General features: G+C 34.2%; 24 protein-coding genes and 1 pseudogene. All 25 read right to left on the bottom strand.

What is annotated here, in order from left to right:
- Nucleotides 1-113: 113 nt before the first annotated feature.
- Nucleotides 114-803 carry a DUF2612 domain-containing protein gene (locus tag H3R28_RS08080; protein ID WP_198210608.1) on the bottom strand — a complete coding sequence of 230 codons (690 nt, stop codon included), beginning with the start codon at nucleotides 801-803 and terminating at the stop codon, nucleotides 114-116.
- Nucleotides 796-2,169 (bottom strand): baseplate J/gp47 family protein, encoded by a 1,374-nt coding sequence (locus H3R28_RS08075; protein WP_198210607.1) that lies wholly within the window; start codon nucleotides 2,167-2,169, stop codon nucleotides 796-798. The genes H3R28_RS08080 and H3R28_RS08075 overlap by 8 nt, the downstream gene beginning before the upstream one ends.
- Entirely contained in the window at nucleotides 2,156-2,506 is a 351-nt protein-coding gene (locus H3R28_RS08070) for a hypothetical protein (protein WP_110439490.1), read from the bottom strand. The genes H3R28_RS08075 and H3R28_RS08070 overlap by 14 nt, the downstream gene beginning before the upstream one ends.
- A gap of 136 nt (nucleotides 2,507-2,642) precedes the next feature.
- Nucleotides 2,643-2,987 (bottom strand): hypothetical protein, encoded by a 345-nt coding sequence (locus H3R28_RS08925; protein ID WP_232351274.1) that lies wholly within the window; start codon nucleotides 2,985-2,987, stop codon nucleotides 2,643-2,645.
- 243 nt (nucleotides 2,988-3,230) lie between these two features.
- Nucleotides 3,231-3,419, bottom strand: a complete 189-nt coding sequence (locus H3R28_RS08060; protein WP_198210606.1) for a hypothetical protein — start codon at nucleotides 3,417-3,419, stop codon at nucleotides 3,231-3,233.
- The gene (locus H3R28_RS08055) at nucleotides 3,419-3,916 is read right to left on the bottom strand and encodes a baseplate hub protein (RefSeq protein WP_198210605.1); all 498 of its coding nucleotides are present in this window, start codon (nucleotides 3,914-3,916) and stop codon (nucleotides 3,419-3,421) included. Before H3R28_RS08055 ends, H3R28_RS08060 begins: the two co-directional genes overlap by 1 nt.
- A gap of 36 nt (nucleotides 3,917-3,952) precedes the next feature.
- Nucleotides 3,953-4,492: a hypothetical protein gene (locus H3R28_RS08050; RefSeq protein WP_198210604.1), complete on the bottom strand. Its 540-nt coding sequence runs from the start codon at nucleotides 4,490-4,492 to the stop codon at nucleotides 3,953-3,955.
- On the bottom strand, nucleotides 4,492-4,809 hold the full coding sequence (locus H3R28_RS08045; protein WP_198210603.1) for a phage baseplate plug protein: 318 nt from the start codon (nucleotides 4,807-4,809) through the stop codon (nucleotides 4,492-4,494). Before H3R28_RS08045 ends, H3R28_RS08050 begins: the two co-directional genes overlap by 1 nt.
- 25 nt (nucleotides 4,810-4,834) lie before the next feature.
- On the bottom strand, nucleotides 4,835-5,497 hold the full coding sequence (locus H3R28_RS08040) for a phage baseplate protein (protein ID WP_198210602.1): 663 nt from the start codon (nucleotides 5,495-5,497) through the stop codon (nucleotides 4,835-4,837).
- A 145-nt stretch (nucleotides 5,498-5,642) separates the two neighbouring features.
- Nucleotides 5,643-7,718, bottom strand: a complete 2,076-nt coding sequence (locus tag H3R28_RS08035; RefSeq protein ID WP_198210601.1) for a hypothetical protein — start codon at nucleotides 7,716-7,718, stop codon at nucleotides 5,643-5,645.
- A 184-nt stretch (nucleotides 7,719-7,902) separates the two neighbouring features.
- Nucleotides 7,903-8,502 (bottom strand): hypothetical protein, encoded by a 600-nt coding sequence (locus H3R28_RS08030; RefSeq protein WP_122123179.1) that lies wholly within the window; start codon nucleotides 8,500-8,502, stop codon nucleotides 7,903-7,905.
- A gap of 4 nt (nucleotides 8,503-8,506) precedes the next feature.
- Nucleotides 8,507-9,025: a phage tail fiber protein gene (locus H3R28_RS08025; RefSeq protein ID WP_110439483.1), complete on the bottom strand. Its 519-nt coding sequence runs from the start codon at nucleotides 9,023-9,025 to the stop codon at nucleotides 8,507-8,509.
- A 1-nt stretch (nucleotide 9,026) separates the two neighbouring features.
- A pseudogene (locus H3R28_RS08020) lies at nucleotides 9,027-10,391 on the bottom strand (DUF3383 family protein).
- A 263-nt stretch (nucleotides 10,392-10,654) separates the two neighbouring features.
- On the bottom strand, nucleotides 10,655-11,008 hold the full coding sequence (locus H3R28_RS08010; RefSeq protein WP_110439481.1) for a hypothetical protein: 354 nt from the start codon (nucleotides 11,006-11,008) through the stop codon (nucleotides 10,655-10,657).
- Between the two features lie 93 nt (nucleotides 11,009-11,101).
- Nucleotides 11,102-11,518, bottom strand: coding sequence for a hypothetical protein (locus tag H3R28_RS08005; RefSeq protein WP_155565061.1), 417 nt, complete (start codon nucleotides 11,516-11,518; stop codon nucleotides 11,102-11,104).
- Between the two features lie 239 nt (nucleotides 11,519-11,757).
- A complete protein-coding gene (locus H3R28_RS08000; RefSeq protein WP_198210598.1) occupies nucleotides 11,758-11,994 on the bottom strand; it encodes a hypothetical protein in 237 nt (78 codons plus the stop codon).
- Nucleotides 11,979-12,212, bottom strand: coding sequence for a hypothetical protein (locus H3R28_RS07995; RefSeq protein ID WP_198210597.1), 234 nt, complete (start codon nucleotides 12,210-12,212; stop codon nucleotides 11,979-11,981). The genes H3R28_RS08000 and H3R28_RS07995 overlap by 16 nt, the downstream gene beginning before the upstream one ends.
- A 9-nt stretch (nucleotides 12,213-12,221) precedes the next feature.
- Nucleotides 12,222-12,398 carry a hypothetical protein gene (locus H3R28_RS09090; protein ID WP_370552838.1) on the bottom strand — a complete coding sequence of 59 codons (177 nt, stop codon included), beginning with the start codon at nucleotides 12,396-12,398 and terminating at the stop codon, nucleotides 12,222-12,224.
- Nucleotides 12,399-12,412: 14 nt separating this feature from the next.
- On the bottom strand, nucleotides 12,413-12,667 hold the full coding sequence (locus tag H3R28_RS07985) for a hypothetical protein (protein WP_198210595.1): 255 nt from the start codon (nucleotides 12,665-12,667) through the stop codon (nucleotides 12,413-12,415).
- Entirely contained in the window at nucleotides 12,664-13,020 is a 357-nt protein-coding gene (locus H3R28_RS07980; protein ID WP_198210594.1) for a hypothetical protein, read from the bottom strand. Before H3R28_RS07980 ends, H3R28_RS07985 begins: the two co-directional genes overlap by 4 nt.
- Nucleotide 13,021: 1 nt before the next feature.
- Complete coding sequence (locus H3R28_RS07975) at nucleotides 13,022-14,065, bottom strand: major capsid family protein (protein WP_198210593.1); 1,044 nt, start codon at nucleotides 14,063-14,065, stop codon at nucleotides 13,022-13,024.
- An 11-nt stretch (nucleotides 14,066-14,076) separates the two neighbouring features.
- Complete coding sequence (locus H3R28_RS07970) at nucleotides 14,077-14,556, bottom strand: hypothetical protein (RefSeq protein WP_155565058.1); 480 nt, start codon at nucleotides 14,554-14,556, stop codon at nucleotides 14,077-14,079.
- A 2-nt stretch (nucleotides 14,557-14,558) separates the two neighbouring features.
- Complete coding sequence (locus H3R28_RS07965) at nucleotides 14,559-15,827, bottom strand: DUF2213 domain-containing protein (RefSeq protein ID WP_198210592.1); 1,269 nt, start codon at nucleotides 15,825-15,827, stop codon at nucleotides 14,559-14,561.
- A 128-nt stretch (nucleotides 15,828-15,955) separates the two neighbouring features.
- Complete coding sequence (locus tag H3R28_RS07960; protein WP_198210591.1) at nucleotides 15,956-17,251, bottom strand: DUF1073 domain-containing protein; 1,296 nt, start codon at nucleotides 17,249-17,251, stop codon at nucleotides 15,956-15,958.
- Between the two features lie 471 nt (nucleotides 17,252-17,722).
- Complete coding sequence (terL, locus tag H3R28_RS07955) at nucleotides 17,723-19,156, bottom strand: phage terminase large subunit (protein WP_198210590.1); 1,434 nt, start codon at nucleotides 19,154-19,156, stop codon at nucleotides 17,723-17,725.
- Nucleotides 19,157-19,278 lie beyond the last annotated feature (122 nt).

The raw sequence follows: 19,278 nt of genomic DNA, 5'->3' as shown, positions 1-19,278 counted from the left end.
CTGCACCAGATTCAACAATATCAAAACACTCGCCTTTTTCTGCCCATTTAGAGGAGAAAAGCTTTCCAGGTCTTTGAATAGACATTTTTTGTCCTTTAATATTTATTTGTTAATTATTTAGGCTGAATATCAACCTTCAACGAGACCCCAGCTGGTTTGAACAATAAACCTGCATTCATGATAATAGCCACTTCATCAGTACTAGGCAGCCAATTTAAAATAAGAGTTATCGACATATCAAAATTATCTCGAACATATATTTCATGATTATTTTTTTCCCCATTTTCATTGTATCCAAAAATATACATCAAAATAAAATTGAGATCTGATGTATTGTAATTACTCACGTTCGCATGAGCCTTTGCGAAAATTAACTTTTTAAAGTTTTTATCTGTAAATGTGATTTCACCCTCTAACTCTTGGTAATCACGAAACATACCCCAAGCCGTACGACGATCTTCTGTTGAAGATAAGAAGTCATTAAAACCTGTTAAATCGTGATACGGACGTGCTAATAATAAAGTTTCCTCATTAAATCCCCAAAAGAAACCCGTAAGGGTTTTTACAGTACGATTAACACCAACCACCTGCCCCCAAATATCTAGTCCTTTACCTGTGGCAGTATTCAAATCCCAAATATTTTCATAAAAATCACTAAAAAAAACACAGATTTTCATCGCCTCACTAAATGATCTTATTAACGCAAGTAAACGGGGTGAATTGGCATATTGCGCAATAACTGTTTCATGATAATCAAGACATAAAGGGGGTTTATTTTCATCAAAAAATACCGATTCATCCATTAAACACTACCTCTACATCATCTTTATTCAATGTAGGCATTTCATCAATATTCATTTGAACCAACGAAAAACTGGCAATTTCTCGTCCAATAAATAAGGTTATGATGCTGATCCAACTCCCCAATCTCTGCACAGGTGCATAAAAACTGGATGCTAGAATTTCACTTCCAATTCTAGGTTTTTTTGATCCATCATTACCTGTAAAAGCTCTTATAATTGCCGTTTTTATTTGATCAACCGCATTTTTTGGTAAGAACTGTGGTCTTGCTAAAGTAATTTTTAACCTGATCGGAATTCTTTTTGCATTAGCGTAACAAATAGTATATTTCGGAGGTGTTGAATATAACCCACTCTGGTCCTGAATGACGACTATTTGATCACCATTCATATCACAACCCGGTGGTTTTTTCTTCCATATAGTTTGTGCAATTAATTGTTTACTCCAATCATCATCTGGTGCAGAGACACAAACAAAAAGACTATGCGGTTTTAAAAAAACACAGTTTTTATTCACACCTCCTCCCGAATCATTATCAACAACGTAAACATCTTCACAAACACTGCTACCATTGCCATCTTTTAAATTCAGTAAAGCTGCCATAATACTATCCACACTATTTACAGAATTTAAGGCGACGGACTGTCGCCGCCTTTGTTCAAACTGTGCTTGGCTTTCAACATTATTACCAATGATACCTTCTGTAGGATTATCAACATCATCCCACCCGGGAATAAGCTGATACATTTGTAAACTATGCGTTGGACAATTGATTGGACCTTTTTGCAAACAAACAAAATTTACAGCTACTGTGCCATTTTCACCAATTATATAATTTTGATCCGCTTCATATAAATTTCCATCACCATCCTGCACTTTAGTTCCTGCCGAAATCATGACATCTTTTTGACCTCGACAGATACCGGTAACAGTAGTCGCTTTGGCTTTTATACGTTCATTAAAATAAATCCGACCAATACCATCTTGCATTCGACCCGTAGCATAAGATGGATCAACCTGATTTACATAATATGCCAATAAACGGTTACGATCTAAAATTATCGCGGCCATAGAGGTTGCAAGTTGGCCCTGTGGGGTTGATAATAAAAATTCATTTTGATTATTGAAGAACTTTAATTGATTATTAAAGGCATTCTGAAAATCTTCAATAACGCCTGCAAGAATATCCTGCTCTTCAGGCAATATGATACCTGTATTACCCCATTCTTTGTCATGGTCTGATGTGGATTGTCCCCCCCATTTTAATGAAGGGATGTTCGTGTCGACATCTTTAACAATCGGTAAATTTCTCAGCTGAACTGGTGAGATATTTCTTGCATTAATATTGTCATCGTCAGAAAACGACATTTAATTGTTCCCCGCTCTTTGTATCAATGATTAAATAAATGTTTCCATGCAAGGCCCTTTGTTTATCAACATATAAATCCATGTCAGCACGGATAACACCATCAACATTTTCAGCACGATCCAATAAAATATTCTTAATTAATCCCCAATTTGGATTAACCCCCAATATTTTAGCAAAATATGGTGTTCCCTGGTTCACATCATACCATCCCTCACCCTCTTCCAATTTTATTTCGTTAGCAACCTGTTGAGCAATGGCAAACCCATCATTTACAGTTGCTATATTTCCATTTCTATCAACCAGCAAATCCCAATCCTCAGTTAATAATAATTCCATTTTCAACCTCAAAAAAAACCACTCAAAAGAGTGGTTAATAAAGTTATTGATATTTCAAATTAATTTTTTAATAGAATATGATTTATGATAATTAATAATAAAAAATAACCTTTTGAATATATTAAAAATTTTAAATCTAATTTTTAGGTTGGGTAGTATCTTGGCCCTTATTACCATTTCCATGAACATGTTCAAGAAAAGAAATTCCATCAATAACAGTATCTCCTGTCGTTTGAGCGGCACCTGTAATTAAAGTGTTCCCTATAATTGAAGTCTCACCAATAATGGATGTTTCTCCCAAAATATTGACCTGACCATTTATATTGACATTACCTTCTATATTAATATCCGAAGCTTTGATATGAAGTTTATCATCTTTTATTTTTACATCGGTACCATTAGATAAAAATATTTCTATGTCCTGATCCCTTATATTCACGAAAGTAGTGGGGGATTGTTTTGACGCAGGTGCAATGGCCATTTCCAGATTACCATCAGTGATTTTTAACCATGTTCTTGGTTCTTCATTTAAAAGGGATCCTATATAAATGGCATCTGATATAGAATGTTTACGATAACTTGCCGGGATATGTTTTTTACGACTAGAAACAACATTTGAAATCTCCCTAGCAGCAAAAACAACAATGCCCTTATCACCTATTTGAGGATCAATAATGATTCCATAATCTCCAGCCTGTTGTCTTGCATAGGGAATATTACTGATTTACGCATGATCTACTGCCTTTCCTTCATTATCCAACATTGCGAGCATCGGAATTACATCAAGAAGCCGTTTTTCGGTATCAACAGATAATACTTGTACCGGCATAGCAGTAAAAACACGACTGATTGCATTATCCATCATAGTCCATAACGTATTAAGAACGCTATTTCCTTTGTTGGGATTCATCATTAGCCAATATGTCCTTTTTTATCTTTTTTAGAAAAGTCTTTTTGCAATTCAATATTTGTAAACCATGGCCCATCAGGTGTATAACAGGATAATTCATGTTTTAATGAAACCATATATCGCCATACTCCATTAACATTTTTAATATATTCTGATTTAAGAGCTATTTCCTCTCCAAATCGAATTGAATGATTAAAAATACTTCGAACAGTGATACCTCTATCTGAATAGGCAGGATAACCGATCATTCCATTATTGACAGAAATATTCCTGGAAGAAATTTCTACAGCTTCTATCTTATCATTATTAATATCATTAGTTTCTAGTCTACGTTCATAATCATTTAATGTCATATTTTCAGGAAAGATTTTGCAAATCTGATCCTGAAATGTAAAACGGGTTTTCGTATCTCTTGTACATAATCGAATTTGTTCAATTAAATCTTCATGATAATTGGGATTGTTTAAAACGGCATTAACACCATAATTTTTAAAACTCAATCTTCCTATCCCATTAGAATAGGGTAGAGATGCATTTTATTTATCAATAATTGTTTGCACAACAGTTGCGACAGGTGTTTTATTTTTGAATGAAATGGATTTAGCTGGAGTCAGATTTAATCCTGCTGCAACCATTGCATTCACATGGAAAGCAAGATCAGGTGCACTGCCATAATCTGCATAAGCAACTGTTATACCGCCTTCAAATATTTTATTATATATAATTTTTTTATCGGAACTGTTTTCCAGACTTGCATATATGATCAAATAATTGCCAAACCCATTTGACTCTTTTTTATATTGACCCAATGTTGATAATTGATTGATCCAATGCTCATCCATATTATAAATCGTGCATTGACATTCTGGAAGACTCTCCCCTCCCTGATAATTAATAGAAACTTTCGCTTTAAGATGTTCGACCGAAAGAATTAATTTTCCATCTGCAAACGTTTTTTGTCGTTTATTTTTATCCACTCCCATTACAAATTCAAATTTTAAATAACGTTTATGAAAGGTAGTAAAAGTAGGACGATGACCAATAACAGTAATTTTCTCTTCATAGGATGATAGCATTATATACCTATCCCATCATCAATTCCACTTTCGAGATAATAAAGCAAATAACGATTACCAAAATCTTTATAAAATGGATGATTAAAACCTTGCTGATCAACAAACATTAAATCTCCAAGAAATTCAAGATAAGCAGAACGGATTAATCGAACCCGATCCAGACATAAAATTCCTGTTAATAATGGTACTGCACCATAATAAACATCAAGGAACACACCAACATTTCCTCTATCCAACAGGCGAAAACGATAATCCATTCCCTCAAGAGTAAGAATAAACTGCTGAGCCTCAATAGGTGAAATCTGTATAAGTTGCATTTCGTATTATTACCTATCAATCCTACTAATAAGGTTTTTGGCTTTTGTTAGCCGCTTGTTTCTGATTACCATTTAAAGCATGAGGTTGAATTGTTCCCTGACTTACACTGTCGTTAGAATAGGCTAGCGCATTTTTAATGGTAATATTCTTTGGTGTGGATATAATTTCCTGAAAATCAATTAAGTATCGTACAAGTTGAAAACCTTTTGATGAATTTCGTTCAACAGAATGAGCAGTTATTTTAACATTGTTAATCAAACGTTCCGCTGTATGCAAAATATATACATTTGTAGAATTTTTAGCATGTTCCAAAGCATCCTCAAATAATTTCCGTTGTTTTTGAGTTCCTGTTGAAACATAAGTGACTTGTCCCGTTCTGGGTTGTTCTACCAGATTATATGCGACAACTTTTCCACCTTCGACAGGTGCAGTTGAAGTTTTATATTCTTTTTTATACTTTAAATAAATAACCCCTGCCTCGGCTACATTATTGCCCATAGAAAAACTTAATGTTTTATTTAAGATTTTTATTTCATTTTTTTTTAATCCGGTTTCATAAAATGGATTTCCATTTTTATCGAAAAAACCGAATTTGGAATCTGTATTAACCAATTGATTTAATAGCTTCCACCCAGCACTCTGGGCATAAGAGGACAAAATATTATCAGCCCCTATTTTTATAGCCATAACATCCTCCAATATCGAGGCCCTTTTAAATTAGAACCAACAAATAAATTATTTAAATTTAAAAGAATATTTATAAATATTATAAAATTATCTTGAATAAATAAAAATTAAGATTATATTTTTTCGTTTTTTAATAAGTAAATTTTCAACAATTGATAGCTTTGTAAGATTGTACCGCGTTAGAAAATGGAAAACTAAGGCTCAATTGCTGTTTTACCTGTTGTGCTATCATCATGGGATCAGCACTTGAGGGTTGTACAATAATGTTAATTCGATATTGTTGATTATTATTAGTCATGCAATTCATTATCTTATTAAAAGAAGGATTAACCTTATTTATTTGTCCATCATTTGCCAGTAGTTTACTCATTTGAACATTATCATTACCTGATGATAAAGAATGTTTTTGTGAATTACCAATCGTACCTTGATAGGCTTTATATGCTTCGATTCCAACAGCTGTACCACCCATACCCGCCGCGATGGTATTGCCTGACTGATTAACCTTAGAAGAAGCGAGTATTGGTTTTTTCAAAGAAGGAGATGCAGCCTTACTATTTTTACTTGTCATGTAGTTATACAAACTATACAAATCATAACCTAATGACACCGCATCAAAAGCCCACCGAGCAGGCCCAGCAAATAAACCTGCTATTTTAGGTAATATATGACGTGCACCAAAAGCTGCAACTTTTCCCATCATGCGACCAGCATTACCAAAATGAGGAATCTTAGTTACAACATGCTCTAACTCATCCCCAACAGCCTTTACTCCTCCAGTTAATCCGAATATTCCCAGAATTTTCAAAGCTGTATGACCAATACTCCCTATAACGAAACCAGTTCCCTTTTTGACAGCACTTATACCAGAAACTTTATTCCATATTTTACCTAATCCACTAGCTTTTTTACCTATAGCACCAATTTCAGGTATTTTAGAAATAAATTTGTCAGCTTTACTACCATTCTTCAGTAAGGATTTGGCAATATTTGCCAATCCTGAACCACCTTTTCCTAAAAATCCTTTAAATGTCGCAATTGTTGCTACAAAACTTATAACCGCGGTAAAAACAGTTTTTAATAGATCAATCTTATCATTAACATCATTTGTAATAGCTATCTTTGATTTTGCAGAAGCGATTGTATCTCCATGCCTTTTTAATAAATCACTTTCCAAATTCGATTTATTTATAACGTAACCGGCGGATTTTTCAGCTGCTAATAAGTTATTTTGATTTTTAATATTATCTAATTTTGCACTAGCGTTTGACGCTTCTGATAAAATTTGATTGGTTTCGTTATTTCCTTCTAAATTAGAATTTTTTTGTTCTTCTAAAAATATATTTTGATATCCATGGGTTTGAACTCTTTTTAATTTGGCATCAATAATATCATGTTCAGGCGCAGTCAATTGATCATAAATATGAACATTGTCATGAGCCAATTTTCTAGCAATAATATTTGCACGATCCGGATTAACTTTTTGTAAAGTGGCTAAAGCCTTACGAATATTTTCCAAGCGCTCAAGTGCAGTAAAATTATGCCCCTTGTCATCACCCCTTTGTAAAACTCGCTGACTGGGAGCTACCTTATCTAATTCTTGTAATTCTGGATAATTAAGTAAACTATTTGTTTTATTGGTGGAAATGGCAGAATTTATATTCGCCATTTCTTTATAAAACATCAAACTTTCATATTTATTCGCCCCATAACGATTACCAACATTCACAGCTTGATAAACATCCAATACAGATGAATTTGTCATGCTAGCCATTTGTTGCATTGCACTATTATCATCTGTAATATTACTTATGTCCCTTATCGTCAAGAAACGATCTGCCAGTCCGGAAATTGCCCCCTTAAAACTATCAAAAGAATTTTCTAATTTGCTTACCGCAGCAAGAAATGATTCTCCCTTTCCATTATGATCAGACTTTTCATATAATGAATTTTTCAAAATATCTAAATCATCAAGTTTATCGAGCTTTCCTAATTTAGACAAATTATTCAACTGATTTAAGTTATCAAGTTTTTCATTCGCAGAATTTTGATTATCAATTATGATTTGTAAATTTGTTGAAAGGATTGATGAAGATTCCGGATTATCTGATGAATGTGTAGAAAAAGCTAAAGAAAATTTTTCTAATGCCTGATCCATCTTTGCAACTGAATCCAACAAGGATTGTTGTACCTGATTATCTGGTTGATTAGAATTATCCATACCTATTTTTCCTTAAATTATAGCAATGGCTATAGAACTTCATCAATTTCACTCTTCCGTTTAATGTATTCGGAAGCTATCATTTCATTATATTGATTAATTAAAATTATTTCTAAAAATTGGTACAAATCTCGCACGCTATAAACAGATTGTAATTCTTTTAGCGTAGCAAAACCTGAAGTAATCACCTCTCCGATTGATTGAGGGATGTTTGGGTAGTATCGATATCCTTTTTGCTCTGTAATTGCTCCATCGAAACTATGAAAAGGTCTAAGTACCGCTTGGCGTCTCTCGTAAAAAAATCCGTATGTAACTTAAATGCCTCCCGTTTTAAAGCGATAATAGTAGAAACTTCTTCAATATAATGATTAGGATTATTCAAAATTGGCTCTACCAAATCATTTTGACCAGGATTCAAATAAATACTACAGCAATCAAACAAGGGTTTAACTACAATTTTTAAATCATCATAAGGCAAACTGAAAAACAATGAAGACAAATATACAGCTAATTTTTCAGTAGCTTGTTGAATTTTTACCATTCCTTCATCATTTTTCTCCATTAACTCTTCATAACTTGATTCTATTGTTGCTTCTTGCACATAAGTGTAAACTAAAGGTATTAAAAACGATATATCCTCTTTATTAGCATTTCTTAAAATCGCATTAATCGAGCGTTCAGCCCATTCTTCTGTATCAAAAGCAGACATTTCGGTGATTTTAAATAATTTACCTTGATCACGACCAGGTTCTTGGATTTTTAATTCAACTGAGCGACGTGCCATAAACTTAGACCTCTACAGTTTCATCAACAGATTCAAAAATAAATTTACAAGGAACGGCACTTAATGTTTTTTGATGGTTGGGAATAGCCTGCCATTGAGTCAGATAGCCATTATTCAAATTATAATTTTTACCTAAAGATGGAATAATCATTGTTCCATTAAATTTCAAGGCTTCCCTTTGAACCTGCATTACTTTTGCCAATGATTGCAAAATTGCCAAAGAACTGGAAGCTGCGACAAAATTAATTTCCAGCTCAACTTGATGCGCATCAGGCAAATAACCTCCATAAACAGTACCTTCAAAAGATGTTACTGTTTCAACTAAACTTTTCGAGGAAAATTTGAACGGTGAATCTGACGTCAACCCCTCCAAGCTTAATGGTACGCCTATCAAGGGTGAAACAAAACCTGATGCTGTTGATCCCAAACCAACTTTATCCGCTATATTATTATTTACCCATGGATTACTTGCAATGAGCGTTAATTTTGTATTAATTGATGTAATTGTTCTATTTATTGCCATTTTATTGTAACTCTATGCTGTTCATGTTGATTTGTTGAACGGATTGACCATCGGTATACCAAAAATTAATGGGGGGCGAACCACGACGAACGCGGGTTTGTAATGTTACATTACCCATATCAATTTTCAGATAATAACCCACAGCCGTTATATTATTGATTTGAGATAAATTAAGACCAGCCTGTTTAAGACTTTGTGTTTGATCTTCAGATAAATAAATACCAGAACGTATTGCACCAAACTTAATAAAATCATCAATTGCGGGTTTGATTGCCGCACTTAAAATTCCCTTACCTTCATTATTATATGGAATCTGTCCTTTGGCTAATAGGGTTTTTATAAAACAATTTTGAAAATAACGACGCATCCATACCTGACAATACCAGCTATCCAACCATAAATACTGTCCTGAAATTTTACCTTCCATCATAAAGACAAAATCATTTGACGCTGATGCCCACACGCCATAGAAATTATAACCATTCGCTTTAAGTGCCAAGGCAATGTCTTCATTCGTTACATTGGCTTTTAATAAGCTGCTACGACGAAAAGCGGCATTATATCGTCCATCGGTTTTTTCAAGATCCCATGCCGCAGGATAACCTGCGATAAAAGCACAAAGTTCAAGACTGTTATAAACACATACAACACCCTCGTAATTTGCTGAGTATACCTTTTCGGCAAATGAAGTTCCGGTATTGGCCGTTATCGCTTTATTTGAACTATCAGAAAGAATGACACATACATCATTCTTCATAGAATCCGCCCATTTTGCAAAAGTTAGAGCTTCTGCCTCATCAGGTTCCCAAGTCAGAAAAACGGAACAAAAAGTTAGGTTTTCTTTCCTCAAAGTATTAATAACACTTGATGGTGTAGGAGATTCAATTGCGGGTGATAAACTAGCCCCTTGATTTTCTGAAAGTCTCAATAGATCAGCCAATTGCCCTGTTGCAAAACTTACATAAGAATTGTATCAGGTTAATCCGGATGTAATAATAAAGGATTGATTTCCAGATGAATAAACAACAGAAACTCCCAACAAATTTTCCAAAATTGTTGCCGCTTCACTAAAGCTATTGATAAAGCTAAAATCTGGATCAGCTATATTTTTTTCATTATTATCAACCACAATCTGTAAATCACCCTTAAAAGATCTTAACTCTTCCAAAGTGACAGCCGACATTGTTGCGCCAATCAAACCAGCACTTGTATTGTTTTCAGCGTATAAAGCCATATAAAGCTGAGTTGCAACACGATCAGAATCTGTAAATCCAGCAAAATAAACTGTTGCCAGGTTATATTCCATTGAATCATAACCAAATAAGTCATTTCCCTTGTTCCCTACGGATAAAACCTTTGGATTAATTCTTACAATATTATTTAATTGGTATAGACATTAATTTGTAATCCTTATCATAGTGGATTGGTTTATAAAATTATCGAACACCAATTTTAGTATTCCCTGTTTCAGGCAATTTAGGCTTAGTTCAAGCATGCCTGGATTTCGAATGTTTGAATGATTTATGAAAAATAATTAATTTTTAATTTGGAATGTATTTAAGAATAAAAAAAACCACCTAAAAAGGTGGTTCAATTGTTTGCATGAAGATTGGAAAACTTGTTATTATTTTAAGATTTTCCTTCTTTTTTTGCCGCACTTCTTACATCAAGATAATAAACGAAAGATGCAAGCATCAAGGCAACAGAAGGAATTAAGGCAAACAAATAGGCATAAATCATCATCATTTGTTGTGTCGTTACACTATTATCTGCCGGCAGGGAGACAAATCCCAAATAAATAAATATCCAACCTCCCAATAAAATAACAGCAAACATTAAAAAAGCCGGTAATTTTCTTACATGCTTAGGCATTGTAATAGATTGTTTCGTAATCGCCGAGACCACAGATAAAACAGCACCAACAGCTATCATAAAACTAAAAAAACCGACCATAACCGCTTTAAATAATGCAATTACATCCATGTTATTGCCCCTTGCTTAAATTGTTTTATAATCAAGGTTATTAAACTTTATTTTAGAAAGCAATTATAAGTATAGTATTGAAAAAAATAAATTTTATTCATCAGCATAGATAACCAGCTCTCCTTGATCGTTTTCAGGTTGATCAAGTTGAGCAACGACCAAAACCTTACACCAGCCAGACATTTCCCACTCTTCTAATCTTTGAACAACCAACCAGCGTCGCCCCAGAAATTCCAAAAGATCACCACCCACACCTCTTACACGATCTATGCCGTAAAGTTGTCCATTAGCATAAACCACACGTTTTTCATTTTGTTCACTGGCATAATGACCATGAATCAGCTTATCGCCTTTTAAGGATTGAACTTGCAATTCAATAGGTTCAGGATCTTCATAAACAGCCTCTTGTCGAGTTCCTTTTAGAATATAACCTTTTGAACGAAATAACGATCCTGTAATAGAAGGATTTACAATTCCAATCATACTTCGCACCATATCATGAAGCTTCATAGAATCTTATTCCTTTAAATTTATACAGACTAATGTTTATGACTTAAAAATTATATACTTATTAAATTATAGATTTAATCTATAAATAATTATATTTTTATATAAAATTGATAATCAATCTTCATTTTATTGCAAAATACAATTAAAATTACTTAGAAACTATGCATCTGAACAATCATCCTGACAACTGGCAATAAAAACAGACCCATTTACTAATGGAGACCATTTAGAATGACATTTTAAAATTCATTCCATAAATCCCTTGGCAAACGTGTAAAGCCAATATTTCCAAAAAAACGTCTGCTATCTTTACCTAGCATATCCCGAATACCTCGTAACAGGATGTTTTGACCATCAACCTTAATAACTAAACCGTTGGGTATTCTACAGCCAATAATAATATAATCTAGATTATGTTCTTTAGTATTATCATAAGCTATTATAGATTGAGCATTAATATCTATGGCATCGTCCAAGAATTTTCCATATAATCATCAGCAGCATTGCAATCATTGAATTTAAATTTGCTTAAATCTATCGATTCATCAATTTCAGCATTGTCTTGATCTAGAGAATAAAATTGAAGATTTTCCTTTTCATATTCTGAATGATTAAAGTCTAATGATGGCAAATAATATTTTAAACTGGATTTTATTTCCTTGTTATCAAAATTGTTATTTTTAGCCCTTGTCATAATTCCCTCTTATGGAAAGATACGCAGACGAGGATCAGGAATGGGTTTAGTATAAAAAGTACTACGATATTTTTTTGTTAAAGCCCAAAATTCATATCCATAACGTGTTTGTGCCAACCAAGGATCAATTTTATTTTTTGCATGAGATTTGGTATCTACATGAAGAGAAACACTTCTTTCTGTCACCGATGAAATTGATCCTATAAGCTGATCCCCATTTTCAGTTTTTTTTGCAAACAAACCAGATGAGAAACCAGCAAATTCATTAAAATACGCTTTTCCTTTAAACAACATACCACGCTATATTTTCCTGGATTGAAATAAATGGCAGCTCGTTCAGCGATTTTATAAATGGTTTCAGGGCGAAAAAAACTCTCCAATTCCGGAAAGCTTGCCGCCCAATCTGACCAATCAAACACACATTCCTGATGTTTCAGATCAGATTGTAAATTCATATTGCCTGTCCTGCTTTCACCTGTTCCAGCGACTTTGGCATTTTAGCAGAATCAATCGGTTCAAGACCATGCATCAATGTTTCTTTTTCTTTGGCTTCATCTAAAACTTTTTTCTTTTTATCTGCAGCAAATATGAAGCCTTTTTGGTAGGGCGCAAAATTTTCATGTTGTTTGACCCATGCCTCCCAGAAATCTCTTGAAATTTTTGTTAACCCTACAATTTGGGATGCCATATAAAAAGGAGTCTGTGGACGCCCCAAGTGCATGCTGCCTTTTAACTCAACTTTTTCTTTTCCTACTTCTAAAATAATCCCATGAGGCAATTTACAGGCTACTATGACTGTTTCCGCCATTTTAAACCCCAATTATTTGCGCAATCAGGATAGGACGTGTTATGATTGCCCCCCATGATCCCTGTGTCAATTTTTCTTCCATAGAAGAAGTTTTACGAACAATACCATGACTTCTTAATTTTTCAGAAAAAGCACAGGTTATAGTGTCAATACCTTGATAATTCTCTACAAAAAGCTGAATCAATTCACCACCTTTTAACGATAATTGAGGTGCACTGACTTGTATAAGATTAGGAAAATTTTTCTTCAACAAATCCATAACCCCTACCCCATGTTCATTTGTTTTTAACAGATAGGGTTGAATCTCATTAGATACGACCAATTTTAATGGACTATCCATATTAACGGCATTGTCCAGATTAATCATCCCTTTTGTTTGCGCCTGTAATTGTCTGTACAGCTTCTGAATATCTTCATAAATTTCATTAGCTGAAGCCTTCTCCCAAACCGTACCGCCAGAACCTTTTATTGTGGGCGCAATCGGAGGTAGTAAAGCGGGATCATTCAAGGCACCATAATTTTGCAGGTTGGAAACTCCAAAAAAATAAGACTGATTCTGCCAATGATTTAATAATAAAGCGGCCGCCATTCTTTTACGTGATGCAATATCAATATTAGATAAAGCAGCCCGACCCTCTTCACGATCTCCCCATTCTGCAAAAGTTTGGACCAGAAATTGTTGACGCTGGGGAAATGAGGTATTAAGGACACTATATCCTGCTTGATTAAAATCTCCATAAGCAGCAATATCACCAGCTGGTTCAACGACTGTAAACATCATTGTATCATGTAGCCAATCCCCCTTTTTCGCTTCCCCGTATATAGAAGCTGCCTTACATGGGGCCGTTAAGACATCAATAATATTTGGATCTATATAAGTCGTAAATTGACCCGGAATGGAATTATTTGCCCTTGTTACAGGTGAAGTCGAACTATCCCCTACCCTTATATTATCTGTATAATCAACAACATTGGGCAAGTGAATTCCAAATTGGTTTTCCAAAATTGCTCGATCACGTACCCATGATTTCGTTTGAATGGTCATAATTGTTCCTCTTAAATCCATGCAGAGATTTTGACAATATCCCCGCCCTTTGCATTTTCAGCATATTTATAATTTGTTGCGACAGCATTTTTGTCATCTGATACAACAATTTTACCTGTTTCCTTTGACGCATAGACCATTTCACCTTGTTGAACCTGGGACATCATTTCAGATAATTCAATAATAAATTCCCCCTTACTGAAAACAGTCACCATTGTTCCCGGAGAAATTTCCATATTTCCTTCTCGTGCATCTGGAAGATTGATTCCTGCCCATTCGCGTCCGACAAAACCAATTGGACTTGCATTTCCTTTATTGCTAATCAATCCTTCCCGTTCATCAGTCCATACAAAGGAACCAGCCTCAATTGCTGTTGCTCCAACCTGAAAGGCCCCATCTTTACCCAATAAACTGACCCGTGGATTTACAGACGCAAAATCACCATGCCAACCTTGGGCAGGGTTCAAGTTAACTTTATTTTGAAAAGACATAATTAAATACTCCGTAATCGTGTAACACCAAAACGATGCTGTTCTTTGGAACGAATATATCCAGCATCATTGGCCCTGATTTGTTGTTTATGTGCAAGTATCATATCAACAGTATATTTTAACTGGTCGTATCCCATGTTTTCTGGAGGATTTTTTCCTGTAACTTCACTCAACACCGTTCGTAGAATTACTTCCCCGCTATCTTCTGTACCAGCCCATTCACCAACCAAGGGTTTTACCAGAATTCTGGCTTCTTGGGCCTGTTTAGCTTTTGTCATGATCCGACGTTCTATTAATCGTTCTAGGGAAACTGCATCATAAGCTTGGGTTTTAAGTCCTGTTTTTTTAATTAAGCCATCCTCAACATCAAAACCACCTGATGCATTCATATCATCATCTGAGGTCGATATAGTATCAATTGAATCATCATCATTTACCGATGAATTCTGATCATTTTCAGATAATATCTTATGAACAAGACCAACAACTTTTTCTGCCTGTTGCCCATCTTTACAATCTTTTGCCATAGAACAATCAGAAAGGACCGCTCTCAATAACTTTCCAATATATTTGCGACGTGCACCACTAACAGAGGCAACCGCATCTGTAATTTGTGTATAATTGACTTTATCAGATTTTGACTGATTTAAAAAATCAGCAAGGACTAAAGCTAATTTCTGCCCTAAATTATTAAGTTTTGACATTTGTATGTTCAACCTTTCATCTGCAACTCTAACATCATGTCCTGCACGACCTTGTTCAACCAAAGCAATATGATCCACATTAATATCCGTCATCATTCCGTCATAAGGCTCATTTTCAAACATTCCGGTCTCCATTACAGGTGTAAAAGCGTAAGAAGCAGATAATTCAGCCTGTGTATTGTTTTTAATTGCCTGTATATAATCCCCGTCCCAAATCGTAATTGAAGCCTGAATATAAGGATAAGAAAAAGACGGGTCTGAACCCGTCGTTCCAATGACTTTTGAATTATCAAGCTGATCCGCATCTGCGGCTTTATGCACGTAAAGAATGGGACGTTCTTTAAAAGAAAAGACTGCTTTTTTTAAAGCATCCGGTGATCGAAGAAAACGATATTTACGTTCTGGTTCCAAACCATATTTCATATGATTTTTTATCTCGAATCTATAATACTCACATATATTAGCCTTGGTTAAATTTGTTTTTTTTACACGTAAATGTCCGTTCCAGTCCTCAAAACGCATTGTTTTTGCATCAAAAGTCAAGGTTCGGTTCCATAAATTACCCATAATTTTACCTATATATTTGATATCAAAAGGGTTTTTTGGTTAAAAACTTATAAAATAAAAAATGTAGATTTATACAACTTTTGATATTCATGAACATTTTACTGCACCTAATATTTTTTATATAAAACCTATTTTTTAAAATTTATAAAAGAAAACAGAGCAGATTGATCTTCATTTTCTAATAAGTCTTTTATTTGAGAAAGACTTAAAATATTATTAGAAACATAATCACACATCGTTTTTGCTATGTTCATATTAACTTGAGATTGCTGCAATTCGTCCAATTGCCACAAGGAATTAAAATCAAAAGTGATATCTGGATCTATTTTTCCAAATAAATGCAGTTGAACAATTTCAAGAATTTTCTGCAATGGTTGACGTAAAACCGTTTCCTGAAAAGCGGCAATTCTATCATAAAAACAACGTATTTCTCCATCGGAAGATGCATTCAAACCTGATGGTGTAATACCTAATAATTTTACCAAAGGAATACCTGAAATTGCGGCCATATGTTCCTGAGCCTGAGCTTGTAATTGTGCCAATCCAGTCAAGGGTGTAGCAACATTTGTAAGTTCTTCTGTTTCTTTATCTACAATCTGCAAACCACGATTGTCACGGTAAGCCGCCATTAAGGCAGCTCTTTGCGTCAATTCTTCGCAACCAGGACTTAATAACTGAGATAAATCCGTTTTCAAAACCATAGTTGAAAAAGACTTGATTAAATCCGATACTGATTGTCGCGTCCTTAACCAGTTATCAACATAAGGTTTAGCCATAAAAGCAAATGGAACCCCACCAAAATTATAAGCTGGTTTCAAAATATCAGGAACTGGTTGAGAAATGATTGTAATCAACCTGCTGGCATGAATTTGTTTTCCCAATACCCACCACATCGAAGGCTTATAAAAATCTTCTGTAAAAGGATCTGTTGTATCATATGAAACAGGGGTTACCCAGGTCGGATCAATAAGCTTGAATCCACGCAGCTCACCTTTTCTAATTTTTTTTGAAGTTAGGTATAAAGGCGCCTGTTTTTCCTCATCATCATGATTAGCCGTTTCTAAATCAATATAAAGATGTACCAGCCCAAAATAACCTTCCGTACATAATGATTTTTTAATTAAATCTTGAATATTTAAACGCTTAAATTCCGCTTTTATTTTATTTATAATGGATGAATCATACCCTTCCTTTTTGATATGTTTAAACCTTATCCATTCTCTTGTAGCCTCTTCTGCTCTCGTTTCAATAATTATTCTATATTCACCACGTAAGGATAATTGTGCCAGATATGGATATCCGGGAAATCCAATTCCCTCTTCAAATAATGTCTTCGTCGGACAATTTCCAACATTGAAACTATGAAATTGATTAAAAAACAAGCTGTCGTTAACAGTTACAGAATTATAAGAATCGCCAACCACTCCTTCTGGAACTTGATATGGTATATATATCCTGTTTGTTTCCAAAAAATTCTGGATTTTGTCTAGGAATATTAATATTCCTTAATTTGGTTTTTTTCATCATAACCGAATTTATCTTTCATTATTAAATATCTCGATTGAAAGTTTAATACGCTGTTCAACTATCGGTTTTGTTGTTTTTATAAATTTAAATCTAATTTATTTAAAATGTAACTACGCTAAATTGATTTTAAAAATTTAACATTATATTACTGCTTATAACAAAATTGTGATTTTTTAAGGTCTTAAAATAATTGCAATCAGTAATGTTTAATTATATGTTATTAAAATCATTGACTATTTCAATTAAGATTATTTTATAATTTTATTAATCATAGTTATTTAAATCATTTAAATATTTTAGTTCATCAAAGCGGAATTAGCTTTATAGGCTATTCCGCTGTTTTATTTGATTATCAATACGAAATTTAATTAAATATTCATAATTTCTTGCCAATTTGGCATTTTCGGTAATTTTCTTTGTAATGAATTAGCTTCAAAAGCGCCAGAAGAAGCATCAACCTGATCATCATGTGAACCATTAGGAAAGTCAGAAAGTTCATCTAAATATGATCTGTTCCAATTAGCTCTCAATAAAGATACATTTCCTATGTTAACCTGTGATGCAAATGGGTCAGCTCTGGCAATTTTATTCCCCGTTTCCCGTATCGCTTTTATTTTATACCCGGCAAGCATTTTGAGGTAATATTGCACCTGAGCCACACCTGCCTGTCCAGGATCCTGTGGAATTACAATTTTAACATCAAAACCATCCTGACTGGCGACAGCCTTGACAGTCTTAATAACTTCATCTAGCAAACCACGAAGTCGCACAACATCAAGCACTGTATATCCACTATCTACATTCCGTTGCATCTTTACCCCCACGGTCCAGTCAGAATCATATTTGCCAATATCTCTGGAAGCAGCAAAATCCCAACGTCTGACAATCTGGACTGGTTTTGGTGCTGCATCAATAATATTTAGCATATTGACTTTGAAAATTGATCCAGTTGATAGCGTTGGTTCACCTTGATACAAAGCAAACCAGTCTCGTTCACCCACAGCCTTTCGAATCTGTTCAAGCTCATTTCTATCATACGCTTCAGGCCATAAAGGCTCACCTTTTTTCCGTCCTAAAACATCATTTTCATTTGCAATAGCTGGTAAATTAATAACCTCCCATTTTTCACCTGTATCATTTTTCATCTGTGATAACAACCTTCCCGCCAAATCATCAACATACCAACGAGTCTGAACAATAATAATGGCCCCACCGGGCTTAATTCGTGTTCTCAATACAGACTTATACCAATCCCAGACATTATCACGCATTATTTGACTTTCAGCTTCATGTCTATCTTTTACAGGATCATCAATGATAGCAAGATGTCCTCCATAACCTGTCATGCTTCCACCAATACCGGCTGTTAAAAACACACCCCCATGATTGGTTTCCCATAAATCCTTTGCTTTGCTATCAATTGAAAGAGCAACATCAGAAAAAATATTTCGATAATATTTTGATGTCACTAAATTACGAACATCACGACCAAATTTATCTGCTAGTTTAGCTGAATAGCTGGCTGTAATGACTTGTTTTGTAGGATTGCGCCCTAAAAACCAGGCAGGAAAACGTTTTGAAATTAATTCACTTTTTCCATGGCGCGGTGGCATAAAAACCATCAGTCTTTTAACTTCACCACGTTCAACTGCTTCAAGTTTTTTACATAATAAATTCAGATGAAGACCGACACGATAATCCGGTTTTGTATAAATTGTAAATGCCGAAAGATAATGACGCGCATCATGACGTTTTTTTAGTTCTTCAATGGCTAATTTTTTTGCTTTTTGTTGCAAAATCATAAATTATATTTTTACACCTAACAAAAATTTTATCATATAATCGTAATTATTATATAACCGAAATTTGATTCATTCAGAAAAAAGTATTATATTAGAAATTACCTTAAGGTTTTGAAGTTATT

The organism is Commensalibacter sp. M0268 (assembly GCF_016101925.1).
GTDB lineage: Bacteria > Pseudomonadota > Alphaproteobacteria > Acetobacterales > Acetobacteraceae > Commensalibacter > Commensalibacter melissae.
The sequence above is the reverse complement of the archived record's forward strand: the minus strand, read 5'-3'. Positions and strand labels throughout refer to the sequence as shown.